Genomic DNA, 21085 nt, shown 5'->3' with positions numbered 1-21085 from the left:
ATTACAGATTAAAAATGAGAGATTTGCTAGCTTTCAAAAATATACTGTGGAATTAAATTTATTAGAGATTAGCCTAATTGGGGCTTTAGCTTTTTGCTTTCTTATTCAGCTTTACTTTAGCTTGTTTGTTCATTTAAAATTAGCATTAGTTAAGATTAAACCTGTTTCAGAAGATGCTAGAAATCCTATTAGTGTAATTATTTGCGCTCGTAACGAAGCAGAAAATTTGCAAAAATATTTACCGATTATTCTTCAACAAGATTATCCAAATTTTGAGGTAATTGCTGTTAATGACCGTTCTTGGGATGGTACAGCAGATATTTTAAAAGAGTTTGCAAAGAAATATGAAAAGCTAAAAGTGGTTTCGGTTGCTGATGGAGAAAAGTTTATTGCGGGCAAAAAGTTTGCAGTAACTATGGGAATTAAAGCTGCAAGTTACGAATGGTTAGTTTTTACTGATGCAGATTGTGAGCCAGCCTCACCAAATTGGTTAAGAGGAATGCAACAACCTCAGGATCAGAATACAGAAATTGTATTGGGTTATTCACCATATTTTAAAAAAAGAGGATTACTAAACCGCTTAATTCGTTTTGAGACATTTTTTACAGCAGTAAATTATTTGTCTTTTGTGCTAAAAGGAATGCCCTATATGGGCGTAGGGCGAAATATGGCCTATAAAAAATCACTTTTCTTTAAAAGTAAAGGTTTTGCAGCTCATATGCATATTCCATCTGGTGATGATGATCTTTTTGTTAATGCTAACGCAAATAGGAATAATACAGCAATTCGAATTCATAAAGATACTCAAGTTTGGAGCGAGCCTAAAACTTCGTTTATTGATTATTTAAGACAAAAGAAAAGACATTTTGGTGCAGGTAAATTGTATAAATCGAAACACCAATTTATTCTGTCTATGCAAATTGCAATTCAATTTTCGTTTTATGGGTTGGTAATTGCTTTATGTTGCTTTCCTGAAACACTTTACATTTCATTAGGTGTATTAGCACTTAGTATTTTAATTAGAAGTTTTATTTATCCACGCTTATTAAAACGTTTAAATTACGGAGAATTAAGTTGGTGGTTTCCATTATTAGATATCATTTTATTTGTTTTTTTAGTGTTTAATGCCATTGTGTCTATATTTGTTAAAAAAGTACAGTGGAAGTAATTGGTTCATTTGTTCAATAGTTTATTAGTTCATCATGTCTGAAGTTAAGCCTGATATCATTTTAAAATATTTTAAGAATTTAACAGCACAGCAAACTGCTCAGTTTGAGCAATTGTATGAGTTGTACAGTTTTTGGAATGCACAAATCAATGTTATTTCGAGAAAAGATATCGATGAATTATATGAACGTCACATTTTACATTCTTTAGGTATCGCTAAATTTTGCAGTTTTAAGGCGGGCGAAAAAATACTAGATGTAGGTACTGGTGGTGGTTTTCCAGGTATTCCTTTGGCAATATTATTTCCAGAAACTGATTTTCATTTAGTAGATTCTATTGGAAAAAAGATTAAAGTAGTTACAGAAGTTGCAGCAGCTTTAGGTTTAAAAAATGTGAAGGCAAGTCATTTAAGAGCAGAACAAGTAACTGATAAATATAATTTTGTAGTTTCTAGAGCAGTTACTCGTCTAATAGACTTTTACCCATGGATACGTGGAAAGTTTGCCAAGGAGAATAAAAATGCCATTCAAAATGGTATTCTATATTTAAAAGGTGGTGACTTAACGGAAGAGATTAAGGAAAGTAAGCTGAAAGCAGAATTACATCCGCTTTCAGCTTATTTTGAGGAAGAATTTTTTGATACTAAATACGTGGTTTATATACCGCAGTAAATACTACCCTTTATTGCTCTTTATTGGACTTTTTAATTGGATTCAATCCATTTTGTTAATGCTTTTTTGGATTAGGTTTTACAATTGGTGGAGGGAATTTAATTTGATCTTGTTTTGGTGGTGGTGGTGCTAATTCTTCAATATATTTAATATTTGCTCCTTTTATTTCAACAGCTCCGTTTTTTCCATTTTCATTTCCATATACTTTCATGGCTTGTATCGCACTTAAAAAAGTTATACTTTCAGTATTAGAAACACCGTAGAATTTACTCTTGTCATTTACTGCTTCTCCATTAATTACGATATATCTTTTATCTATTTCAACTGGGATATACTTTTCTCCATCTTGCCTGTATGCATTTCTAGGATGAAAACTAGTTTGGTTATCTGGCATTACAACAGGCGGAGGAAATTTTATTTGATCTTGTTTGGGTCTATAGCCTGGTGGTGGAGGCTCAACCGCAGGAGGTCTTTTTAAGTTTTTCCTATCTGGCTTTACAATTGGTGGTGGGAATTTTATTTGGTCCATTTTTGGTGGAGGAGGGCCATCTGTTATGGATTTTACATACTTCAAATTATTGCCAGAGATTTCAACTGCGCCATAATTTGCATCTGATCCATATTTTTTTCTAGCTTCCGGACCATTAAGGCTGACAATTTTAGTTGCATTTGTTACACCAAAAAATGTATCTAAATCTTCCACTTTTTTCCCGTTAATTACTATATATCTTCTATCACTATACTTAATTTCTCCACCTTTATCAACATGGCGGATTGGATAAAAATAAGTTTTACCTAATTTAGCCATCGGCGGAGGGAATTTAATTCTATCCTGTACAGGCGGCGGAGGTTGCAATGTCATTTGATTAAAGTATTTAATGTCTTTTCCTGTAATTTCAACTGCACCATATTGAGCAATTACACCGTACTTAGCAATTGCATCTTTTTTGGCAAAATATTTTACATTATCAGCATCATAAACACCATAAAAAGTTGTCAGGTCCTTTACTGCTTTCCCATTAATTAAAATATATCTTTTTTCACGTATAACAGTTTTTCCCGTTTTTTCATCTTTACCATATCTAACATAGAATTTGTCTTTAGAGTCGAGCATAACCACTGGAGGCGGAAATTTCACTTGGTCTTTCTTTACAACTGGGGTTTCTTGGATTGGAGCTACAGTTTTGCTTTTCTCCGGAAGCAAATCTACATAACCATAATCTTTTGTAAACGCCATTGTAGAGGCACAAAGCATCGCCCCGACCAAGGGGAGCGCCATCAGCAACCTGAGCCTTGCCCAGCCTGCTGTTCTTTTTTTGTTTAACATGTTAATTCTCCTTTTTAATATTGATTGATTGAAAATTTGATTTGTAAGGGGAGTTGGTGTAACACCAAAAGAGTTTTCGATGAGAAACATCGCATATTCGTGTTTGTGCAAACCAGAATTGGTGCTTAGTTCATCTGCAATGTACTCGTGTAATAATTTAATATCTTTTTTAATGAAATAGATAATTGGATTGAACCAACAAATAATCTGTAAAACTTCAAAGAACAAAATATCTAAACTATGTTTCTGTTTAATATGCACCATTTCATGATGTAAAACAGTTTCTTTTTCTGCCAAATGCGGATGAATAAATAAGAGATTGAAAAATGAAAAAGCAGTAGTTTGATCTTTCAATTCGATTAGCGTAACATTTCCAGTCTTAGCTTTTTTGGCCTTCAGCCAAATCTTAATTATTTTTGAAAGACTCAATGCTAATTTAAAAGCAAAACACAGTACAATCCCTAAATAAATAGGATAGAGATAGTCCATAAAATTGAAATTTTCTACTACAGCTGAACTTGCTGATATTGAGCTAGAACTTGCACCCTCATAAACTATTGGTGCTGGAAAAATCAAGTTATCTACAATTGGTGTAGGCTTTAAAAAACCTAATTGCAATACTGGTAAAATAAAAGCAGTTGCACTACTCAACAGTAAGTAATAGCGATTGCTATTATAAAACGTTTCATTTTGCAAAAACAAACGGTAAAATCCGTAAAAAATAAGCAAGTAAAGATTTGCTTCTAGCAAATAATATAACCAATCCATTATTTCTTGTTTTTAAGTTTTTCTGCTAAGGCGATTAATTCATCAAGCTCTTCCATATCCATATTTTTCTCTTTTACTAAAAAAGATACTAAGCTTTGATAGTTATTTTCGAAATAATTATTCATCACCTTATCAAATGCGAAGTGCTTATATTGTTCTTCGCTAATTAGCGGAAAATAGATATGTGTATTTCCAATTGCATTATGCGAGATAAAACCTTTTCCTTCTAATACTCTTATTACAGTCGATACCGTATTGTATGCAGGTTTTGGTGGTTCCATTTTATCAATTACATCCTTAACTAAGCCCTCCTTCATCTCCCAAAGGATAAGCATTACCTGTTCTTCTGCTTTTGTTAACTCTCTCATTATATAATTTTCTTTAAGGTTAATTAAATTTACTACTATTTTTATAGTTAGCAAACTATTTTTGTAGTTTTATTTTAAAATATTGATTAACAGTATATTAAAAATTTATATATTATTAGGTAAACAGAAATTAATATTAATTTGCATTTTGTGAATATGAATTAGTTTTATAAATTAGATAAAGATTTAAAAATGACTACAATAATGGAAGAGCTATTTAGCTTAATTAAAAATATTTCTACATACAGAAAAAATGTGCCTCAATTTCTATTTATGGCTGGGGTAGATTCAAAATCAATGAAAAAATTAAGGGTAGAAGTTCTAAAATTCAAAAAAGATAGCCCGGACATTGAAGAAATTGATTTTATTTTACAGTCTGGAGGGGGCTTAGCAGATGAAGCTTACAGGATAATTAGAACTCTCAGGAACAATTTTAAAACTGTAAATATAATTGTTCCATTTTGGGCTAAAAGTGCGGCTACTTTAATAGCTCTTGGTGGTTCAAGAATTATAATGGATGAATTTGGGGAATTTGGGCCACTAGATGCTCAAATAGCTAGTGAAAGAGAAGATGGGCCTCAATATGATAGAGAAAGTGCATTAAATGATGAAAATTCAATTGATAGGATAGAAACTAAATACAAAGAGTTGTTTCAATCAATGTTCAAGATGGTTTATGAAAGCGATGAAATAAACATACACAAAAATGAATTATCAAAACAACTTCTTGAGAGTTCTGTTAAATTTTATGAACCGCTATTAAATCAAATTAACCCCTATAGACTTGGTGAAAAAAGAAGAATATTAAATATTGGTAAGGATTATGCAGAGAAAATATTAATTCAATTTAATCCTCAAGTTGGTAGAGAAAGGTGCGAATATCTAGTTGACTATTTAGTTAATAGATGCTCAGATCATGGATTTATTATTGATTATAAGACAATGTCGATGTTTATGCCAAAAGTTATTATAAAAACTGATGAAATTGGTAGTGAATATCGTGCAGCAGTAAGTGAATTAACAAGCTTTTTTCTCGAAAATGATTGTGAGCATATTGGCTTTATAGAAACTATTACTGTAGAAGAGAAATTAGAAGAAATTAAGGAAGAGATGTCAAAACCTGGTGCTATAGCTATAGTTAGCGAAACTATAAAAGAAAATTTGCCTAAAGTGATTAAAAAAAAATCAAACTAAAACAGTTTAAAAACCGTTAATAATTAAAGTATATATATATATATTATAAATAAATATTACATTTGCACAAAATTATAAATCATGAAAACCGCTCAGACAGTTATGGCTACTAACAACGACAACCTACTAAAATCTTTATTATTCGATAATGAAGCAGCTACAAGACGGGTCAATAACAGCCGTTCAGAAAAGGAGGCCAAGAAGCAAAGAATAGAAATTAAACTCAAAAAGCCAGATACTTATAATTCCACATTTTTAAAATAGAATAGAAAATAATAAAGCTCTTTAATTAGGGCTTTTTTTATGTCTAAACTAGTTGTTTAAACACTAATTTAATTAACGTTTTAGATTTGATGAGTTTAGTACATAAAATAGCCTTAAGTTTAATAAAAGGAGTAGGGCCAGTTTTTGCGAAAAACCTGTTAGTTCATTTTGGTAGTGCTGAAGCCGTATTTGAAGCGACTAAAGAACAAATCTTAAAATTAGAAGGCATTGGAAAGTTAAGAACCAATGCTATTTTAAACACTGATGCCCTAAAAGAAGCAGAAAAACATTTAGAGTTTATTAAGAAACATGCTATTGAAGTTATGTTTTATGCAGATGAAAATTATCCTAAACGATTAAGGAATTGTTATGATGCACCCTTGTTGCTCTATTATAAAGGTACAGCAAACTTGAATCATAAAAGGATTGTGAGTATTGTTGGCACAAGAAACGCAACAAATTATGGCAAATTACTTTGCAAGCAATTAGTAGAAGTTTTAAAGCCTTATGATGTAATAATTATGAGCGGATTAGCTCATGGAATTGATGCTGCAGCACATAAAGAAAGTTTAAATTTTGAAGTACCAACTGTTGGTGTATTGGGTCATGGGCTGGATAGAATTTACCCCGCTGTACATAAAGCTTTAACACAAAAAATGGTGCATAATGGCGGCTTACTGACTGAATTTTTACCAGGTACAAATCCTGATCGAGAAAATTTTCCGAAAAGAAATCGAATTATTGCTGGTATTTCTGATGTGACAATAGTTGTAGAAGCCTCTATAAAAGGTGGTGCGCTAATTACAGCTGAATTAGCGAATTCTTACAATAGAGATGTATATGCTTTTCCTGGAAGAGTAAATGACGAATTTTCTGAAGGATGTAATTTTTTGATTAAAACGAATCGGGCAGGATTAATTAACCATCCTAGAGATTTGATTTATTATTTAGGCTGGGATGATGAAGAGGCTAAAAACACAGAAATCCAAGTTCAATTACCACTTAATTTATCAAAAGATGAACAACAAATCGTAAGTGCGTTAAAAGATAATCCAACTCATGTTGATGATTTAAGTTTAAAAACAAATTTGCCACAAAGTAAGCTGGTTATTGCATTACTTACCTTAGAAATGCAGGGTGTATTAGTTTCCCTACCTGGGAAAATATATAAATTAACCTAATTTTATAATATTTATAGTATACTTAATAGGTAGATTATAAAACATAATTCTGTAATTTAAGTAAGAGAAGAATTTAGTTTCTATTAAATATTAATTTATAAAATACTTATTGTCATTTTGTACTTTTGTAACATGTGGTACAATAATATTCTAGAAACGATTGGTAATACACCATTAGTTAAATTAAATAACATTACTAAAGAAATTTCAGCTACGGTTTTAGCTAAAATTGAAACAACTAATCCAGGTAATTCTATTAAAGACCGCATGGCGGTAAAAATGATTGAAGACGCTGAAAAAAGTGGTAAATTAAAGCCTGGTGGAACTATAATAGAAGGTACATCTGGTAATACTGGGATGGGTTTAGCAATGGCTGCTATTATTAAGGGTTATAAATGTATTTTTACCACAACAGATAAGCAATCAAAAGAAAAAGTAGATGCTTTACGTGCTTTTGGCGCAGAAGTAATTGTTTGTCCAACCAATGTTGAACCTGAAGATCCTCGTTCTTATTATTCTGTTTCATCACGTTTAGAGCGTGAAGTGCCAAATTCCTGGAAGCCGAATCAATATGATAATTTGTCGAATACCCAAGCTCATTATGAGCAAACAGGACCAGAAATTTGGAAACAAACAGAAGGTAAAATTACGCACTTAGTGGTTGGCGTAGGTACAGGTGGTACAATTTCGGGAACAGGAAAATACCTAAAAGAACAAAACCCAAATATAAAGGTATGGGGAATTGATACCTATGGCTCTGTATTTAAAAAATATAAGGAAACTGGGATTTTGGACAAGGATGAGATTTATCCTTATATCACTGAAGGAATTGGCGAGGATTTTTTGCCGCAAAATGTAAATTTTGATGTAATAGATCTTTTTGAAAAAGTAACAGATAAAGACGCTGCTTTAATGACTCGCGATATTGCTCGTAAAGAAGGAATTTTTGCTGGTAATTCTGCTGGGTCAGCTATCGCCGGACTATTGCAGTTAAAAGACAAATTAAAGCCAGAAGATGTAGTTGTTGTTATCTTCCATGACCATGGAAGTCGTTATATGGGTAAAATGTACAACGAGGATTGGTTGCGTGAACGTGGCTTCTTGAAAGATGAAAAATTAACTGCTAGTACAATTATTGCAAAAAAGGAATTGTCTGAGATTGTGACGATAGATTGCGAAAAAACAATTCTTGAAGCGATTAACACCATGAATATGCTTAATATTTCGCAAATTCCTATCACACAAAAAGGGATGCTAGTTGGTAAATTAGCTGAAAGCGACATTTTAAAAGCATTGCTTGAAAATCCAAGTTTAAAGTCAGCTCCTGTAAATGAAATAATGAGTGCAACTTTCCCGTTTGTTGATTTAAATACTTCAATAGATAGAATTTCGACATTAATTAATAAAGAAAATAGTGCTGTTTTGGTGGAGTTAGAAGACGGTAAATTTGAAATTATTACGCAATACGATATTATTAATGCGATAAGAAGTTAATCTTTAGCTTTAACTAAAAAATCCCAATTGAATTATCAGTTGGGATTTTTTTATGCTATAATTTTTTAAAATTAATGACTTGGACCAGAGCCTTCTACACGTTTAATTTGTGCTCCTAATGCACGTAAACGGATGTCAATATCTTGATAACCACGCTCAATTTGCTCAATGTTATAGATTGTAGAAGTTCCTTCAGCCGACAAGGCAGCGATTAATAAGGAAACTCCAGCACGAATATCTGGAGAAGTCATGCTAATTCCACGCAATTGATATTTTTTGTCAATGCCATTTACAGTTGCTCTGTGTGGATCACATAAAATGATTTGCGCACCCATATCAATCAGCTTATCTACAAAAAATAGACGGCTTTCAAACATTTTCTGATGGATCAATACATTTCCTTTAGCTTGTGTAGCTACAACTAAAACAATACTTAATAAATCTGGTGTAAATCCTGGCCAAGGTGAATCTGCAATAGTTAAAATAGATCCATCAATAAAAGTATCTATTTCATAATGTTTTTGAGAAGGAATGTAAATGTCATCGCCTCTGCGTTCTAATTTTATTCCTAATTTTTTAAAAACCTCTGGGATGACACCTAGCTCATCATATTGAACATTTTTAATGGTGATTTCAGACTCTGTCATAGCAGCTAAGCCGATGAAAGAACCGATTTCAATCATATCTGGCAACATTCTATGTTCAGTACCACCTAATTTTGTAACACCTTCAATAGTCAATAAATTAGAACCAATTCCAGATATTTTTGCGCCCATGCGGTTAAGCATTTTGCATAATTGCTGTAAATACGGCTCGCAAGCAGCATTATAAATTGTTGTAGTTCCTTTTGCTAAAACTGCAGCCATCACAATATTTGCTGTCCCAGTTACAGATGCTTCATCTAATAAGATATAGGCACCTCTTAAATTGGTGGCATCAACATTAAAAAATGCTTTTTTACTATCGTAGATAAATTTGGCTCCTAATTTCTCAAAGCCAATAAAGTGTGTATCTAAACGGCGACGACCAATTTTATCCCCACCTGGTTTAGGAATTGCTGCTTTACCAAAACGGGCCAATAATGGACCAACTATCATGATAGAACCGCGTAAACCACCACCTTTAGCTTTAAATACATCAGATTCGAAAAAATCTAATTTGATATTTTTGGCTTCAAAAGTATAGGTGTCTTTGTTGATACGTTCAACGATTACCCCTAAATCTCCCAGTAATTCAATCAGTTTATTAACATCTTTAATATCAGGAATATTACTGATCGTAATTTTTTCTTCGGTTAATAAAACAGCGGATAAAATTTGCAATGCTTCATTTTTTGCTCCTTGTGGAGTGATTTCGCCTTTTAATTTTTTACCACCTATAATTTCGAATGCATTCATGTTTTTATAAATAAGTCCGTCATTGCGAGGTACGAAGCAATCTTATTGTTGAAAATATTTTCGTTTTTCGAAAGACGAATAAGTCTTTAATGTCTTTGTTTTGAATTGTTATTTCTCTGTTGGCGTCCACCATTATTGTTTTGGCGCCCTTTATTATTATTTCGACCACGATTGTTATTATTTGGTCTGTTGACCTGAGGTCTAAACTCAACTTTTTGCAAATTTACGTTTTCGTCGAGTTCTAAATTACCTCCAGAAAGCTCACGCAAATTTTTAAAAATCACTTCATCAGAAACATTGTCTTTGTTCCATTGTACATAAGCCATTTTCATAAAATTTGCAATGCCTTGAACCATAGCTGATTTACGTTCTGGATTTTCTTCCTCCATCGTTTTTTCAATCAATTTTTCTACAGTTTTACCATAATGTTTATACCTGATTTTTTGTTGAGGATAACCAATATGTGCTGGCTTAAATTGAGCTGCTTCTGGATTTGGCTTAGGATATGGGCTGTCTACATCAATCTTAAAATCAGAAATGATATGTAAATGATCCCATAATTTATGTTTAAAATCTGCAACATCACGCAAATGTGGATTTAAAAAACCCATCAAGTCTATTACTGCTTGTGCATATTTATTGCGTTCTTCTTTAGTAGGTAAATCTATAATGTACTTTACCATATTTTGTACATTACGACCATACTCTGCCAAAATTAAGTCGCTACGAGTTGTATTATAATCGAAATTCATTGAATAAATTTAATATTGAAAATAGTTATTGTTGGGCACATTATGAAATAACCAAAACAAAAATACGTGGTCTAAAAACCAGAGCGATATTTTAATAAGAAATTTTGGTTAAGAATTCATCGAAATGCTGAAGCCCTTAATACTTCAAAGATATAGAAATTATTTAGAAAGTTCGTCATTCCCGTGCAAACGGGAATCGCAATGTTATTTGAAGGTTTAAAAATCCTTCTTCCGCTTTACGATGCCCAGTCAATCTGAGCATGACGAAAGCATCATTTTATTTCACAATCCTCAACTTTGCAAATTTTAACAACAATTGTTTATTACCCAAACCCTGAAAAAATACAGTTGCCTTTACATCTGGCAACGTTCCTTCTAAGTTTACAATTTTACCAAAACCAAATTTTTCATGTTCTACATCCATTCCATTTTGAAATTCATTTGCAGCATTTGGTGTAAAACCAGGTGTTGGTATATGCGCTTTGGGTAAAATAGAGGTTGTTTTTGGTCTAATTGTAGTGGTACTAGTGGTAGGTTTTGGCGTAAATTCACGCTGTTGACTCCAACTTTTACGTTCGTTGTCAAAACTGTTATCTCCAAAGCTACTTTTTGCAGGTTTTACAACTTCTAATTCCAAATAAGATGGATTAATTTCATTAATAAAACGGCTTGGTTCACAAGAAGTTAATGTTCCCCAACGGTAACGAGAAGTAGCATAGGTTATGGTTAATTTTTTCTCAGCTCGGGTAATCGCCACATAAAATAATCTACGTTCTTCTTCTAAATCTGTTCTCGAAGTTAATGACATTTGAGAAGGGAAGAGATTTTCTTCTAATCCAACGATAAATACGTTTTTAAACTCCAAACCTTTAGCAGAGTGAATGGTCATTAAAGAAACAGTATCAGCATCTTTGTTTTTATCATTGTCATCGTTAGTTAACAAGGCAATGTCTTGCATAAAAATTGCCAAACTTCGATCCTCAATATCCTCACGCTCTGCAAATTCCTTAATTCCGTTTAATAGTTCTTGTATATTTTCATAGCGAGAACGTCCTTCAACGCTATCATCGGTATGTAATTCTTTTAAAATACCCGAATGTTGTGCAATGTATAAAGCAGTTTCATAAGCATCTAATTTTTTAGATTCTGCAGCAAAACTTTGTATCATCACTGCAAAATCATTTAACTGATTTGCAATTCTACCTTGAATATATTGTTGTGGATTACAGATTACCTGCCACATGGTTACATCATGTTGATCTGCTGCTGCTGAAATTTTTTCTACTGTAGTATCTCCTAAACCACGACGAGGATAGTTAATGACACGTTTAATTGCTTCTTCATCTGCAGGATTAAAAGTTAAACGGAAATAAGCAATTAAATCCTTAATCTCCTTACGTTGATAAAATGATAAACCACCATAAATTTTATATGGTACATTTAACTTCCGCAAAGCTTCCTCCATAGCTCTACTTTGGGCATTTGTACGGTATAAAATTGCGAAATCATGGTATTTTAATCCACTATTTGCTCGGTCTTGTACAATGGCTTCGGCTACTAATTTTCCTTCTTCATTATCCGAAAAAGCTCTTGAAACTTTAATTCGATCACCTTTTTCGTTATCTGAGAAAACATTTTTTTCTAATTGATTTTTATTATTGGCAATAATGCTATTGGCAACTTCTACTATATTTTGCGTAGAACGATAGTTTTGCTCCAATTTGTAGACTTTCAAATCTGGATAATCACGTTCAAAATTTAAAATATTTTGAATATTCGCTCCACGAAAAGCATAAATACTTTGTGCATCATCTCCAACAACACAAATATTCTGATGTGCTGCAGCTAGTTTTTTAACAATCGTATATTGAGAAAAGTTGGTATCCTGGTACTCATCAACCATTAAATACTTAAACTTATGCTGGTATTTATTTAAAACATCTGGATGGTTTTTCAATAAAACATTGGTCTTGAACAACAAATCATCAAAATCCATTGCTCCAGCTTTGTAGCAACGCTTAGCGTATGTTTCATAAATCAATCCTAAAAGCGGGCGTTTATTTCCAGCGTCTTCAGCTTGAATTTGATCATTTTCTAAATATTCTGTTGCAGAAACTAAATTGTTTTTAGCCGATGAAATGCGATTGTAAACTACGTTCGCGGCGTATAATTTATCATCCAACTGCATTTCTTTTAATATCGTACGAATTAAACTTTTGCTATCGTCTGTATCGTAAATAGTAAAGTTTGATGGGTAACCAATTTTCTCAGCTTCCACACGTAGAATTTTCGCAAAAACCGAGTGGAAAGTTCCCATCCAAATGTTTTTAGCCTCATTTCCAACCACTTTTCCAATACGCTCACGCATATCTTTACTGGCTTTATTGGTAAATGTGAGCACTAAAATATTAAAGGCATCAACGCCTTTTTCTATTAAATGTGCAACTCTATACGTAATAACTCTCGTTTTGCCTGAACCCGCACCAGCCACAATCATTACTGGTCCTTGTGTGTTTTCTACTGCTGCTCTTTGTTGTGGGTTTAATCCTGCTAAATAATCCAAATCCGTTCCTTCTTTTGTAGTTCAAAAGTAAGAAATTGTAAGGGTAATTGATGAATTTGTTGATTAATTGTTGAATGGCTGATGAATTAGCAACTGCAAATTGCATGTGCCAAAACAACCTCATTTTTAATTTGGAATAGAATTTGACAATAATCCATTATGGCAGAAAATAATTTAAATCACAATTTAGACTTTAATGATATTCCAGAGGAAAATAATGCTGACGTATTTACTAATTTTAAGGAAAAGTTAGAAAGCGTACAAACTTTTCCTGGTTTATATGCTTTTAAATTTATTCTAACAGGAGGTGTGGCTAAATTAACAGAATTGAGAGCAGTATTGCCTGATGATAATTTTATTGAAACACCATCTAAAACAGGTAAATACATTTCTGTAACCGTTAAGAAATGGATGTTAAATGCAGACGCAGTGGTTGATATTTATAAAAAAGTAGGGGAGATTAAAGGGATAATGATGCTTTAAGATTCGAAAGCAAAGTATGGGGTTTCATAAATGAATCTATCCTGAATTCATCTTACATCCACTCCTCGCTACCACTTTCTATTTGATACAGCCAATAATTTACCAGCTTTTTGATTTCAGTGTAATTACCATATTTAAAATGGATGATACCAGCAGCAGTGTGTAAATTAACATGGCCAACATCTACACTTTTATGCCAAGGATATTGAAAGGTAGTAATTGCTTGAATTTTATGTGGGAAAAGTAGAGAATGTTTTATATCCCAAATACCACTTCTTTTAATGATAAATTCTTTGTTAACCGTTAATTGATGTCTTTTATAGCTGATATAAATCATTGGTACAGCTAGTAAGAAATAAATAATAGCTGCAGGATAATAAGGGTTTAGTTCTGAAATATAAGCCCATAAAATAAAGAAAATCCCAACAGGAAATACAACTCTGAAAAAGATGGGTAAGTTTAAAAATCTCCAATTTGGAATGAATAATTTTCCTTTTGCAGGAATGTCTCCCATTATCATCTTAATCAATTCATCTCTTTCTGTCGGATTACAACCTGGTATTTGTAAATTATTGCTTTCTAAATCTTTTCCTTTTTTGGCCTCTCCAGATGAAGCCTGTTTCAAATTCATATTCAGTAAATTCATTTTTTTCTGAAAATAATTCTGATCGTATGAGGTAATTTGAACTTTATTTGGGCTTAGCAATGTATTTTTCTTAGCTAATAATCCATGAGAGATTAACAACGAATGTTTGTGCTTGCTAATGTGAAATTCAAAGTACTTTACAAAAGTTCTGATCACATTAATCGCAAGAATAAGAAATAGGAATGCAGCAATTAAAATACCTATAGAAAAAAGCGTAAATAAACTTTCCACAGCATTCTCTACCTGACCTTTATCCATGTCAAAAGCTTTTAAAAACTCTTTCGCGTTATCAAATACAGGATAAATGAAAGCAAGTAACAAGGCAATCGTACTTCCATAATTAGAAGTTAAACCAACTTTAAATAAGGTACTTAAACTAACTTTTAAAAAGGGAATATCTTCTTGAAATGTTGCCGTTTTCTCTGTGTAAGTTTCTTTATTAGAAATACTTTTTCTACTTAGTAAATGCTCTCTAAGATTATTTGCAATTTCTTCATCAATGGCTTTAATACTTACTTCTTTTCCTTCAGAGCCAGCTGTATCTACTTTTAAACCATAAATTCCAATAATTTTTTGCAACAAGTTTTGGTTAATATTTACCTGCTGAATTTTATCTAATTGAACTGTTAATTGGGTTTTATTGAATATACCCTTATTAATAACAAATTCTTGTTTTTGCTCATCTAGAAAGAAAGTAAAGTTTCGATAATTGAAATAAGAATACACAAAAAGAAGAACCAATAAACTAATACTCCAAGTCCAATATAAGCTAAATATTGTTTATCCGCTTTTGCGAAGGCAAAAATTAAGGGGAAAATTAATGCCCTAATTAGATGCTGTAACGTGTTGGCTGCCATGATAATAATGCCAACCGCAGACTGCCTTTGAGGTTTACTGAAATCGTAATTCATTTATTGATCTTCAGCTAAAGTTTCTATTTGATCTAATTTTCTAAGTAGTATTTCTTTCATGCTTCTTGCCTTTTCAATCTCAATACCAGCAATATGTAAATGGCCAGATTGACCACCTGCTGTAAAAATCTGAAGTTTACCTAACATGAAAATTCTAGAAAAAATTCCTTCATCTAACGCTACATGTTGTATTCTGTTTAAAGGAACTATTGTTGTCGTCTCGGCAATAATGCCACTTTTATACACTATATCTTTTTCTCGCAGGGCGAAGCCTCTCTTTTTAAAGCTAGCTCTGTATAATATAAAAATTAAAACTGCGACAACTAAATAACCGCCAATAAAAAATGGTCGATTGTGCTTAATATCTTCATTTAAAAATAGGAAGGCAGTCAAACAAACACCTGCGAAAAATAAAAAAATGAAAATGTTAATTAGAATTACTTTCCAATAATTTGGGTGAGGAGCAGTTAGTGTTACTTCTTGGTATTTTGGGAGCTTATCTAAATCTATATTTTCGTTTGTAAATTCCTCCATAATAATATTAGTTTGATTAGCTAATATAGTGAGGAATGCATCAGGAACAAAAGATTTAAACTAGCGAACTACAATCATCTTTTTTGTTGCAGCGTATAAGCCAGAACTAGAAACTATTCGATAGATATAAATTCCTGGCGCTAATGAAGATAAGTTTAGCTGAATGGTATGTTTTCCTGTGTTTAAATATTCATTTAATACAGTTTGTATAGCTTTTCCTTGCAAGTTGTAAATTTTAAACTCTACTTTATCTTGCTTAGGCATAATAATATCTATAGAGGTTATATCTCGGCCAGGGTTTGGATAGTTTTGAGTTACTGTGAATTGAAGAAATTTTTCAGCGATAATTTTATTTATCGTATCAAAAAGTACAAAACTAATTAATCTGTTGCCACGAGCATTAGGGTGTATATCATCCTGATACAAAGAAAAATCTCTTCGTATCACAGAATTAATGTCGGCCAAATAAATACCATATTCAATTACGAGTTTCTTATAAATATCGTTAATTAGCTTTACTTGTACGTTTACTCTTCTTAAACGTGCATCTCTGCGATCATCAAAATTTTGAAGTGTACAAACAATAGGTACTAAATTCTGATTTAATGAGCGCACAATTAGCGCTCTCATATTAGCTTCAGTCTCTGAGATTTTTAATTTGCCAGCTTCAATCTGTATAGCATCATTTGCACCAATTAATATGACAATAAACCCTGTTTTTCCAGCAATAGCATTATCTATTCTCAATAAACCTTGGCCAGTTGTTTCGCCAAAAACGCCATATTTTTGAATATTTATGGTTTTGCCAGTATAGCAATTAAGAAAGTTTGCAGTTAGCTGAGATTGAAAATCTAACCCATTTACACCTTGGACAGTACTTGCACCAAAAGTAACAACATTTACACTGTCTTTTGAAAAATATTGAGCAGATTCTGGACAGCTAGCCGGAGTTATTTGGGCTGTAGATTTAAAGAAAAAACCTGATATAAAAACAAAAAATAGCGCTATCGCCCGAAATCTCATCCTTTAAAATGTTATATAGCGCAAATTGTAAATATTAAAATACAAATATATAATTATTACAAATGCATTATAGTCTTGATTTACTTTTAGTTAAAATTTAGTGACCAATTTTTCGTTTAAGTGTTTTGATAATGCTTTTATCGAAAAACCTATATTTGTTCAAAATATAAATGTTATGCAAGAAATCAAAAAATATGTTGAAGATAATAAACAACGCTTTTTAGATGAGTTGTTTGAATTATTGCGTTTCCCATCGGTTAGTGCCGACCCTAAATATAAAGGTGATGTATTAAAAACAGCGGATTTTGTAGCACAAAAACTGACAGCAGCAGGAGCTGATAAAGTTGAAATTTGCGAAACTGCAGGTTATCCAATAGTTTATGGGGAGAAAATTATAGATACTAAACTTCCAACCGTTTTAATTTACGGACATTACGATGTGCAACCGCCAGATCCATTAGAATTGTGGAAAACACCTCCTTTTGAGCCGACAGTACGCGATGGTAAAATTTATGCTCGTGGCGCTTGCGATGATAAGGGGCAGTTTTACATGCACGTAAAGGCATTTGAATTAATGATGAAAACCAATACATTGGCTTGCAACGTTAAATTTATGATTGAAGGTGAGGAAGAAGTAGGTTCTGCAAACTTAGGTATTTTCGTAAAGGCTAACGCAGAGCGATTAAAAGCCGATGTAGTTTTAATTTCTGACACTTCAATGATTTCGATGGAAAACCCATCTATAGAAACAGGTTTACGTGGTTTAGCTTACATGGAGGTAGAAGTTGTGGGTCCAAATCGTGATTTACACTCTGGCGTTTATGGAGGCGCAGTAGCAAATCCAGCAACTATTTTATGTAAAATGATTGCTTCCTTACACGACGAAAATAACCATATTACTATACCAGAATTTTACGATAAAGTAATAGAATTGACTGACGAAGAGAAAAAAGCATTAAACTCTGCTCCATTCGATTTAAATGAATATAAAGAAGATCTTGATATTAAAGCAGATTGGGGTGAAAAGGGGTATAGCACTTTAGAACGTACAGGAACAAGACCAACCTTAGAAGTAAACGGAATTTGGAGTGGTTATATAGGTGAAGGTGCTAAAACTGTTTTGCCAAGTAAAGCTAATGCAAAAATATCGATGCGTTTAGTGCCAAATCAAAATTCTGATGAAATTGCAGCTATATTTACCAAACATTTCGAATCTATTGCACCAGATTATGTGAAAGTAAAAGTCACTGCACATCATGGTGGAGAGCCAGTAGTTACACCAACAGATAGTATTGCTTACAGAGCTGCAGAAAAAGCAATTGAGGATAGTTTTGGTAAAAAACCAATTCCAACTCGTGGAGGAGGAAGTATTCCAATTGTAGCCTTGTTTGAAGATGTTTTAGGTATTAAATCTGTATTATTTGGCTTTGGTTTAGATAGTGATGCATTGCATTCGCCAAATGAAAAATACGATATCTATAACTATTACAAAGGCATTGAAACATTACCCTTATTTCATAAATACTACGCCGAATTAAGCAAAGGTTAATCTATACAAACATTCACCATATAAGGAATATAGGTCGATAAGCCGTTTGCAAACTTATATGAATCTTTATATCCTTATATGGTTAAAAAATTGGCTACAAAAAGAAAACCAACTCGGAAAAAAAGCAAAGGCTTATCTATACAATTAAAATTTGCGATAGTTGGTATTTTGCTAGTGCTATTATCGCCGTTTTACTATGGATATATAGTAAAAATGGCTACATCCACTTGGTTTTGGTTGCGCCATCCAGGCGAAGATAAAAACTACAGAACTTACGAAAGTTTTAATATCAAAATCCCTAAAAATTATTCAGTTCATGGAATAGATGTTTCCTATTACCAAGGGAAAATAGATTGGCAAAAAGTAAAAGCCATGAAAGAGGATGATGTACATGTAACTTTTGCTTTCATTAAAGCAACTGAAGGACTTTTAAATGTAGATCCATATTTTTTGAGAAATTGGCGTGAGGCGCCAAAAGCTGGTATAAAAGTAGGAGCATATCACTTTTTTAGACCAAAGCGTTCTGGTTTATGGCAAGCAAATTTTTTCTTACAAACTGCTACTTTCGAAAAAGGAGACTTACCTCCAGTTGTAGATATTGAAAGTTTAGATGGGGTTTCTCCAGAAAACATGCGGAAGCAATTAAATACATTTATCATTCAAATTGAAGAAAAAACGAAAGTTAAACCTATTATTTATTCAGGACTGAAGTTCTATCAAGATAATTTACAAGGTTACTACAATGATTATCCTTTTTGGGTAGCGCATTATCATCAACCTAAGCTAAAATTAGCCAATAAGACTTGGAAATTCTGGCAACATTCTGATAAAGCTCGTATTAATGGAATTAATCATGTTGTTGATTTTAATGCCTTTAATGGAGATAGTTTGGCTTTTAGTCAAATTTTAATCAAATAAAAAAAGCCTACCAAACTTGGTAGGCTTTTTTTATTGTGCGTGATGTTTAATTTCTACTTGCTACAAAAACGCTAGATTTCATCTCTGTTTGTTTAGATTTAAACTTGTCTAAACTAATTTTCGAAGATTTATCCATGTCAATTGTATATGAGTCGGTTGATCCTTTTAAATCTAATTTTGAAGAACCTATAATTGTAGTATATAAATTTTCAGTCTTAGCATTTAATTGCACATAAGCATTATCTGATAAATAAACTTGAAGATATTTTAAATTTAGTGCATCTTTTGCTAATAAAGTCGCATTTTCTGAAGCCTCTATTCTATAAATGTCATCAACATATAATGTGATTTTTCCTGTCTGACGTTTATTTTGTGAGCTTACATATAGTGATCCGCCTACTTTTTTCACTAAAACGTCTTCGTTTCCTTCATTTGTATATAGCACGTTCGACTTTGAATTTTGTATAATAGTGACTTCTACATTTCCACTAACCTTTAATTTATTAATGGATGAAATTTTTACAGCCCCAGCAGAAACTGTTGTTTCATTTACTGGTTTAATTGCATAAACTGTTGCTGATGAGATGGTTGCTAATGCGATTAAGCCAGTAGCAAAAATTGTTTTGATTGAAGTTTTCATAATTTGTGGGTTTTGTTAATAAGACGACCACAATCAAAAAAAGTTGCATGCTACTACCTAGTATTATACGAAAACTTCGTAATTATCGACGAACGGGTTTTTAAGTCCGATGAAAAAACTAAACAGTCCAGGTTTCACACTTCTTTAAAAATTCTTCATCTGCGTCTGCACCAATACCAACAGTATCAGGAACAGCTAAGAAATAACCATCATAAGTTAATCCACCAACAACAGGATCAACTAAATGTCCTAATAAACAAGTGTCTAAATCAAAAAATACAACGTTGGGACTAGCTAAAGCGAAATGTAAATTGGCACTTAATGCTATTCTACTTTCAAGCATACTTCCAATCATACATTTTACACCATGTTGTAGAGCTTCTTCGTGTATTTTTTGCGCTTCTAAAATTCCACCAGATTTGGCAAACTTGATGTTCAAATATTCACAAGCCTTTGAATTAATTAATTTTCTGGCATCATGATGATTATAACAACTTTCATCGGCCATTAATTTAATAGGGGAGTTTATGGCCAGCTCTGGTAATTTATCATCAAACCAAGTGCGCATTGGTTGCTCGCAAAACTCAATATTTTCAGATTCCAATTCGCCTAAAGCAAAAAGAGCATCATCAAAAGTCCAACCTTGGTTAGCATCTAAACGCAAAATCATATCATTGCCTACGGCAGCTCTAATTTTTTTAACGCGTTCAATATCTTCGTTTACTTTTTTTCCTAGCTTTATTTTAATAATTCTACAACCATTTTTCTGGTACTTCAATGCAGTTTGAGCCATTCCTTCAGGCGTATCAATACCAATGGTCATATCAGTTTCAATGGTTCTTATATGACCACCTAAAAACTGATATAAAGGTTGTTTTGCATTTTTTGCAGCAATATCAAACAGCGCCATATCAAAAGCACTTTTTATAGTTGCGTTATGATCGGCATAAGCCAATAAATCTTGCATCCTTTCAGGTATTTCTAATGGATTTTTCCCCTTCCAAATCTGTGCAAAATCTTTAGCCATAGCCAAACATGTTTCTTGAGTTTCGCCTACAATCATCGGAAAAGCAGAACATTCACCAACACCATAAATACCTGCATCTGTATAAATTCTAATAAACACATTTTGTGCAAAATGCATCGTACCCGTTGCAATTACAAAAGGTTCCATCGGTATGCTAAAACGGTAAATTTCGGTGTGTGTGATTTTCATTTTATGAGATTTGAGAATG

At 32.5% G+C, this 21085-nt stretch carries 20 protein-coding genes; 9 read left to right on the top strand and 11 right to left on the bottom strand.

Features of this window, described 5'->3' with window-relative positions:
* Nucleotides 1-46: 46 nt before the first annotated feature.
* Together HQN85_RS06045 and rsmG are read left to right on the top strand one after the other, a co-directional pair.
* Nucleotides 47-1168 (top strand): glycosyltransferase, encoded by a 1122-nt coding sequence (locus HQN85_RS06045; RefSeq protein ID WP_173269994.1) that lies wholly within the window; start codon nucleotides 47-49, stop codon nucleotides 1166-1168.
* 34 nt (nucleotides 1169-1202) lie between these two features.
* On the top strand, nucleotides 1203-1838 hold the full coding sequence (gene rsmG, locus HQN85_RS06040; protein ID WP_173269991.1) for a 16S rRNA (guanine(527)-N(7))-methyltransferase RsmG: 636 nt from the start codon (nucleotides 1203-1205) through the stop codon (nucleotides 1836-1838).
* A gap of 55 nt (nucleotides 1839-1893) precedes the next feature.
* Here rsmG and HQN85_RS06035 read toward each other — a convergent pair whose 3' ends face one another.
* Together HQN85_RS06035 and HQN85_RS06030 are read right to left on the bottom strand one after the other, a co-directional pair.
* A complete protein-coding gene (locus HQN85_RS06035) occupies nucleotides 1894-3933 on the bottom strand; it encodes a M56 family metallopeptidase (RefSeq protein WP_173269988.1) in 2040 nt (679 codons plus the stop codon).
* Nucleotides 3933-4301, bottom strand: a complete 369-nt coding sequence (locus HQN85_RS06030) for a BlaI/MecI/CopY family transcriptional regulator (protein ID WP_173269985.1) — start codon at nucleotides 4299-4301, stop codon at nucleotides 3933-3935. The genes HQN85_RS06035 and HQN85_RS06030 overlap by 1 nt, the downstream gene beginning before the upstream one ends.
* A gap of 204 nt (nucleotides 4302-4505) precedes the next feature.
* Here HQN85_RS06030 and HQN85_RS06025 point away from each other — a divergent pair, with 204 nt between their 5' ends.
* The 4 genes from HQN85_RS06025 to HQN85_RS06010 all read left to right on the top strand — a co-directional run bounded on the left by HQN85_RS06025 (nucleotide 4506) and on the right by HQN85_RS06010 (nucleotide 8434).
* Nucleotides 4506-5495, top strand: coding sequence for an SDH family Clp fold serine proteinase (locus HQN85_RS06025; RefSeq protein ID WP_173269982.1), 990 nt, complete (start codon nucleotides 4506-4508; stop codon nucleotides 5493-5495).
* 81 nt (nucleotides 5496-5576) lie between these two features.
* Entirely contained in the window at nucleotides 5577-5759 is a 183-nt protein-coding gene (locus HQN85_RS06020; RefSeq protein ID WP_173269979.1) for a hypothetical protein, read from the top strand.
* An 89-nt stretch (nucleotides 5760-5848) separates the two neighbouring features.
* Nucleotides 5849-6940: a DNA-processing protein DprA gene (gene dprA, locus HQN85_RS06015; RefSeq protein ID WP_173269976.1), complete on the top strand. Its 1092-nt coding sequence runs from the start codon at nucleotides 5849-5851 to the stop codon at nucleotides 6938-6940.
* A gap of 132 nt (nucleotides 6941-7072) precedes the next feature.
* Nucleotides 7073-8434, top strand: coding sequence for a pyridoxal-phosphate dependent enzyme (locus tag HQN85_RS06010; protein WP_173269974.1), 1362 nt, complete (start codon nucleotides 7073-7075; stop codon nucleotides 8432-8434).
* A 71-nt stretch (nucleotides 8435-8505) separates the two neighbouring features.
* Here the strand turns inward: HQN85_RS06010 and murA are convergent, their stop codons facing one another.
* The 3 genes from murA to HQN85_RS05995 form a co-directional block, all read right to left on the bottom strand.
* Nucleotides 8506-9831: a UDP-N-acetylglucosamine 1-carboxyvinyltransferase gene (gene murA, locus HQN85_RS06005; protein WP_173269971.1), complete on the bottom strand. Its 1326-nt coding sequence runs from the start codon at nucleotides 9829-9831 to the stop codon at nucleotides 8506-8508.
* An 86-nt stretch (nucleotides 9832-9917) separates the two neighbouring features.
* Nucleotides 9918-10583: a DUF4290 domain-containing protein gene (locus HQN85_RS06000; protein WP_173269968.1), complete on the bottom strand. Its 666-nt coding sequence runs from the start codon at nucleotides 10581-10583 to the stop codon at nucleotides 9918-9920.
* A 277-nt stretch (nucleotides 10584-10860) separates the two neighbouring features.
* Entirely contained in the window at nucleotides 10861-13146 is a 2286-nt protein-coding gene (locus HQN85_RS05995) for an ATP-dependent helicase (protein WP_173269965.1), read from the bottom strand.
* 159 nt (nucleotides 13147-13305) lie between these two features.
* Here HQN85_RS05995 and HQN85_RS05990 point away from each other — a divergent pair, with 159 nt between their 5' ends.
* Entirely contained in the window at nucleotides 13306-13629 is a 324-nt protein-coding gene (locus HQN85_RS05990; RefSeq protein WP_173269961.1) for a DUF493 family protein, read from the top strand.
* Between the two features lie 52 nt (nucleotides 13630-13681).
* On the opposite strand, the gene HQN85_RS05985 is transcribed toward HQN85_RS05990, so the two are convergent.
* From HQN85_RS05985 to HQN85_RS05975, 4 genes are read right to left on the bottom strand one after another with little or no spacing between them, the layout of a single operon-like run.
* Nucleotides 13682-15001 (bottom strand): PH domain-containing protein, encoded by a 1320-nt coding sequence (locus tag HQN85_RS05985; protein ID WP_173269958.1) that lies wholly within the window; start codon nucleotides 14999-15001, stop codon nucleotides 13682-13684.
* Nucleotides 14959-15186: a hypothetical protein gene (locus HQN85_RS15690; RefSeq protein ID WP_216847237.1), complete on the bottom strand. Its 228-nt coding sequence runs from the start codon at nucleotides 15184-15186 to the stop codon at nucleotides 14959-14961. Before HQN85_RS15690 ends, HQN85_RS05985 begins: the two co-directional genes overlap by 43 nt.
* The gene (locus HQN85_RS05980) at nucleotides 15187-15720 is read right to left on the bottom strand and encodes a PH domain-containing protein (RefSeq protein ID WP_173269955.1); all 534 of its coding nucleotides are present in this window, start codon (nucleotides 15718-15720) and stop codon (nucleotides 15187-15189) included. It abuts the gene before it with no gap.
* Between the two features lie 60 nt (nucleotides 15721-15780).
* Nucleotides 15781-16743, bottom strand: coding sequence for a GDSL-type esterase/lipase family protein (locus HQN85_RS05975; protein WP_173269952.1), 963 nt, complete (start codon nucleotides 16741-16743; stop codon nucleotides 15781-15783).
* Between the two features lie 175 nt (nucleotides 16744-16918).
* Here HQN85_RS05975 and HQN85_RS05970 point away from each other — a divergent pair, with 175 nt between their 5' ends.
* Both HQN85_RS05970 and HQN85_RS05965 read left to right on the top strand, forming a co-directional pair.
* The gene (locus tag HQN85_RS05970) at nucleotides 16919-18292 is read left to right on the top strand and encodes a dipeptidase (RefSeq protein ID WP_173269949.1); all 1374 of its coding nucleotides are present in this window, start codon (nucleotides 16919-16921) and stop codon (nucleotides 18290-18292) included.
* A gap of 213 nt (nucleotides 18293-18505) precedes the next feature.
* A complete protein-coding gene (locus HQN85_RS05965) occupies nucleotides 18506-19210 on the top strand; it encodes a glycoside hydrolase family 25 protein (protein ID WP_246249622.1) in 705 nt (234 codons plus the stop codon).
* A 46-nt stretch (nucleotides 19211-19256) separates the two neighbouring features.
* On the opposite strand, the gene HQN85_RS05960 is transcribed toward HQN85_RS05965, so the two are convergent.
* A complete protein-coding gene (locus tag HQN85_RS05960) occupies nucleotides 19257-19850 on the bottom strand; it encodes a GIN domain-containing protein (RefSeq protein ID WP_173269944.1) in 594 nt (197 codons plus the stop codon).
* 118 nt (nucleotides 19851-19968) lie between these two features.
* Nucleotides 19969-21066 (bottom strand): mandelate racemase/muconate lactonizing enzyme family protein, encoded by a 1098-nt coding sequence (locus HQN85_RS05955; protein ID WP_173269941.1) that lies wholly within the window; start codon nucleotides 21064-21066, stop codon nucleotides 19969-19971.
* Between the last annotated feature and the right edge of the window lie 19 nt (nucleotides 21067-21085).

Source organism: Pedobacter boryungensis (assembly GCF_013204825.1).
GTDB classification, from domain to species: domain Bacteria; phylum Bacteroidota; class Bacteroidia; order Sphingobacteriales; family Sphingobacteriaceae; genus Pedobacter; species Pedobacter boryungensis.
This window is presented reverse-complemented; position numbering and strand designations above follow the sequence as displayed.

What these genes read in the sequence shown, in the direction of transcription:
- HQN85_RS15690 (WP_216847237.1), bottom strand. Translation starts at nt 15,186, where the DNA reads ATGAATTACGATTTCAGTAAACCTCAAAGGCAGTCTGCGGTTGGCATT.
- HQN85_RS06000 (WP_173269968.1), bottom strand. Translation starts at nt 10,583, where the DNA reads ATGAATTTCGATTATAATACAACTCGTAGCGACTTAATTTTGGCAGAG.
- HQN85_RS06035 (WP_173269988.1), bottom strand. Translation starts at nt 3,933, where the DNA reads ATGGATTGGTTATATTATTTGCTAGAAGCAAATCTTTACTTGCTTATT.
- HQN85_RS06020 (WP_173269979.1), top strand. Translation starts at nt 5,577, where the DNA reads ATGAAAACCGCTCAGACAGTTATGGCTACTAACAACGACAACCTACTA.
- HQN85_RS05955 (WP_173269941.1), bottom strand. Translation starts at nt 21,066, where the DNA reads ATGAAAATCACACACACCGAAATTTACCGTTTTAGCATACCGATGGAA.
- dprA (WP_173269976.1), top strand. Translation starts at nt 5,849, where the DNA reads ATGAGTTTAGTACATAAAATAGCCTTAAGTTTAATAAAAGGAGTAGGG.
- HQN85_RS05975 (WP_173269952.1), bottom strand. Translation starts at nt 16,743, where the DNA reads ATGAGATTTCGGGCGATAGCGCTATTTTTTGTTTTTATATCAGGTTTT.
- HQN85_RS06030 (WP_173269985.1), bottom strand. Translation starts at nt 4,301, where the DNA reads ATGAGAGAGTTAACAAAAGCAGAAGAACAGGTAATGCTTATCCTTTGG.
- murA (WP_173269971.1), bottom strand. Translation starts at nt 9,831, where the DNA reads ATGAATGCATTCGAAATTATAGGTGGTAAAAAATTAAAAGGCGAAATC.
- HQN85_RS05970 (WP_173269949.1), top strand. Translation starts at nt 16,919, where the DNA reads ATGCAAGAAATCAAAAAATATGTTGAAGATAATAAACAACGCTTTTTA.
- HQN85_RS06010 (WP_173269974.1), top strand. Translation starts at nt 7,073, where the DNA reads ATGTGGTACAATAATATTCTAGAAACGATTGGTAATACACCATTAGTT.
- HQN85_RS05990 (WP_173269961.1), top strand. Translation starts at nt 13,306, where the DNA reads ATGGCAGAAAATAATTTAAATCACAATTTAGACTTTAATGATATTCCA.
- HQN85_RS06025 (WP_173269982.1), top strand. Translation starts at nt 4,506, where the DNA reads ATGGAAGAGCTATTTAGCTTAATTAAAAATATTTCTACATACAGAAAA.
- HQN85_RS05960 (WP_173269944.1), bottom strand. Translation starts at nt 19,850, where the DNA reads ATGAAAACTTCAATCAAAACAATTTTTGCTACTGGCTTAATCGCATTA.
- HQN85_RS05965 (WP_246249622.1), top strand. Translation starts at nt 18,506, where the DNA reads ATGGCTACATCCACTTGGTTTTGGTTGCGCCATCCAGGCGAAGATAAA.
- HQN85_RS05980 (WP_173269955.1), bottom strand. Translation starts at nt 15,720, where the DNA reads ATGGAGGAATTTACAAACGAAAATATAGATTTAGATAAGCTCCCAAAA.
- rsmG (WP_173269991.1), top strand. Translation starts at nt 1,203, where the DNA reads ATGTCTGAAGTTAAGCCTGATATCATTTTAAAATATTTTAAGAATTTA.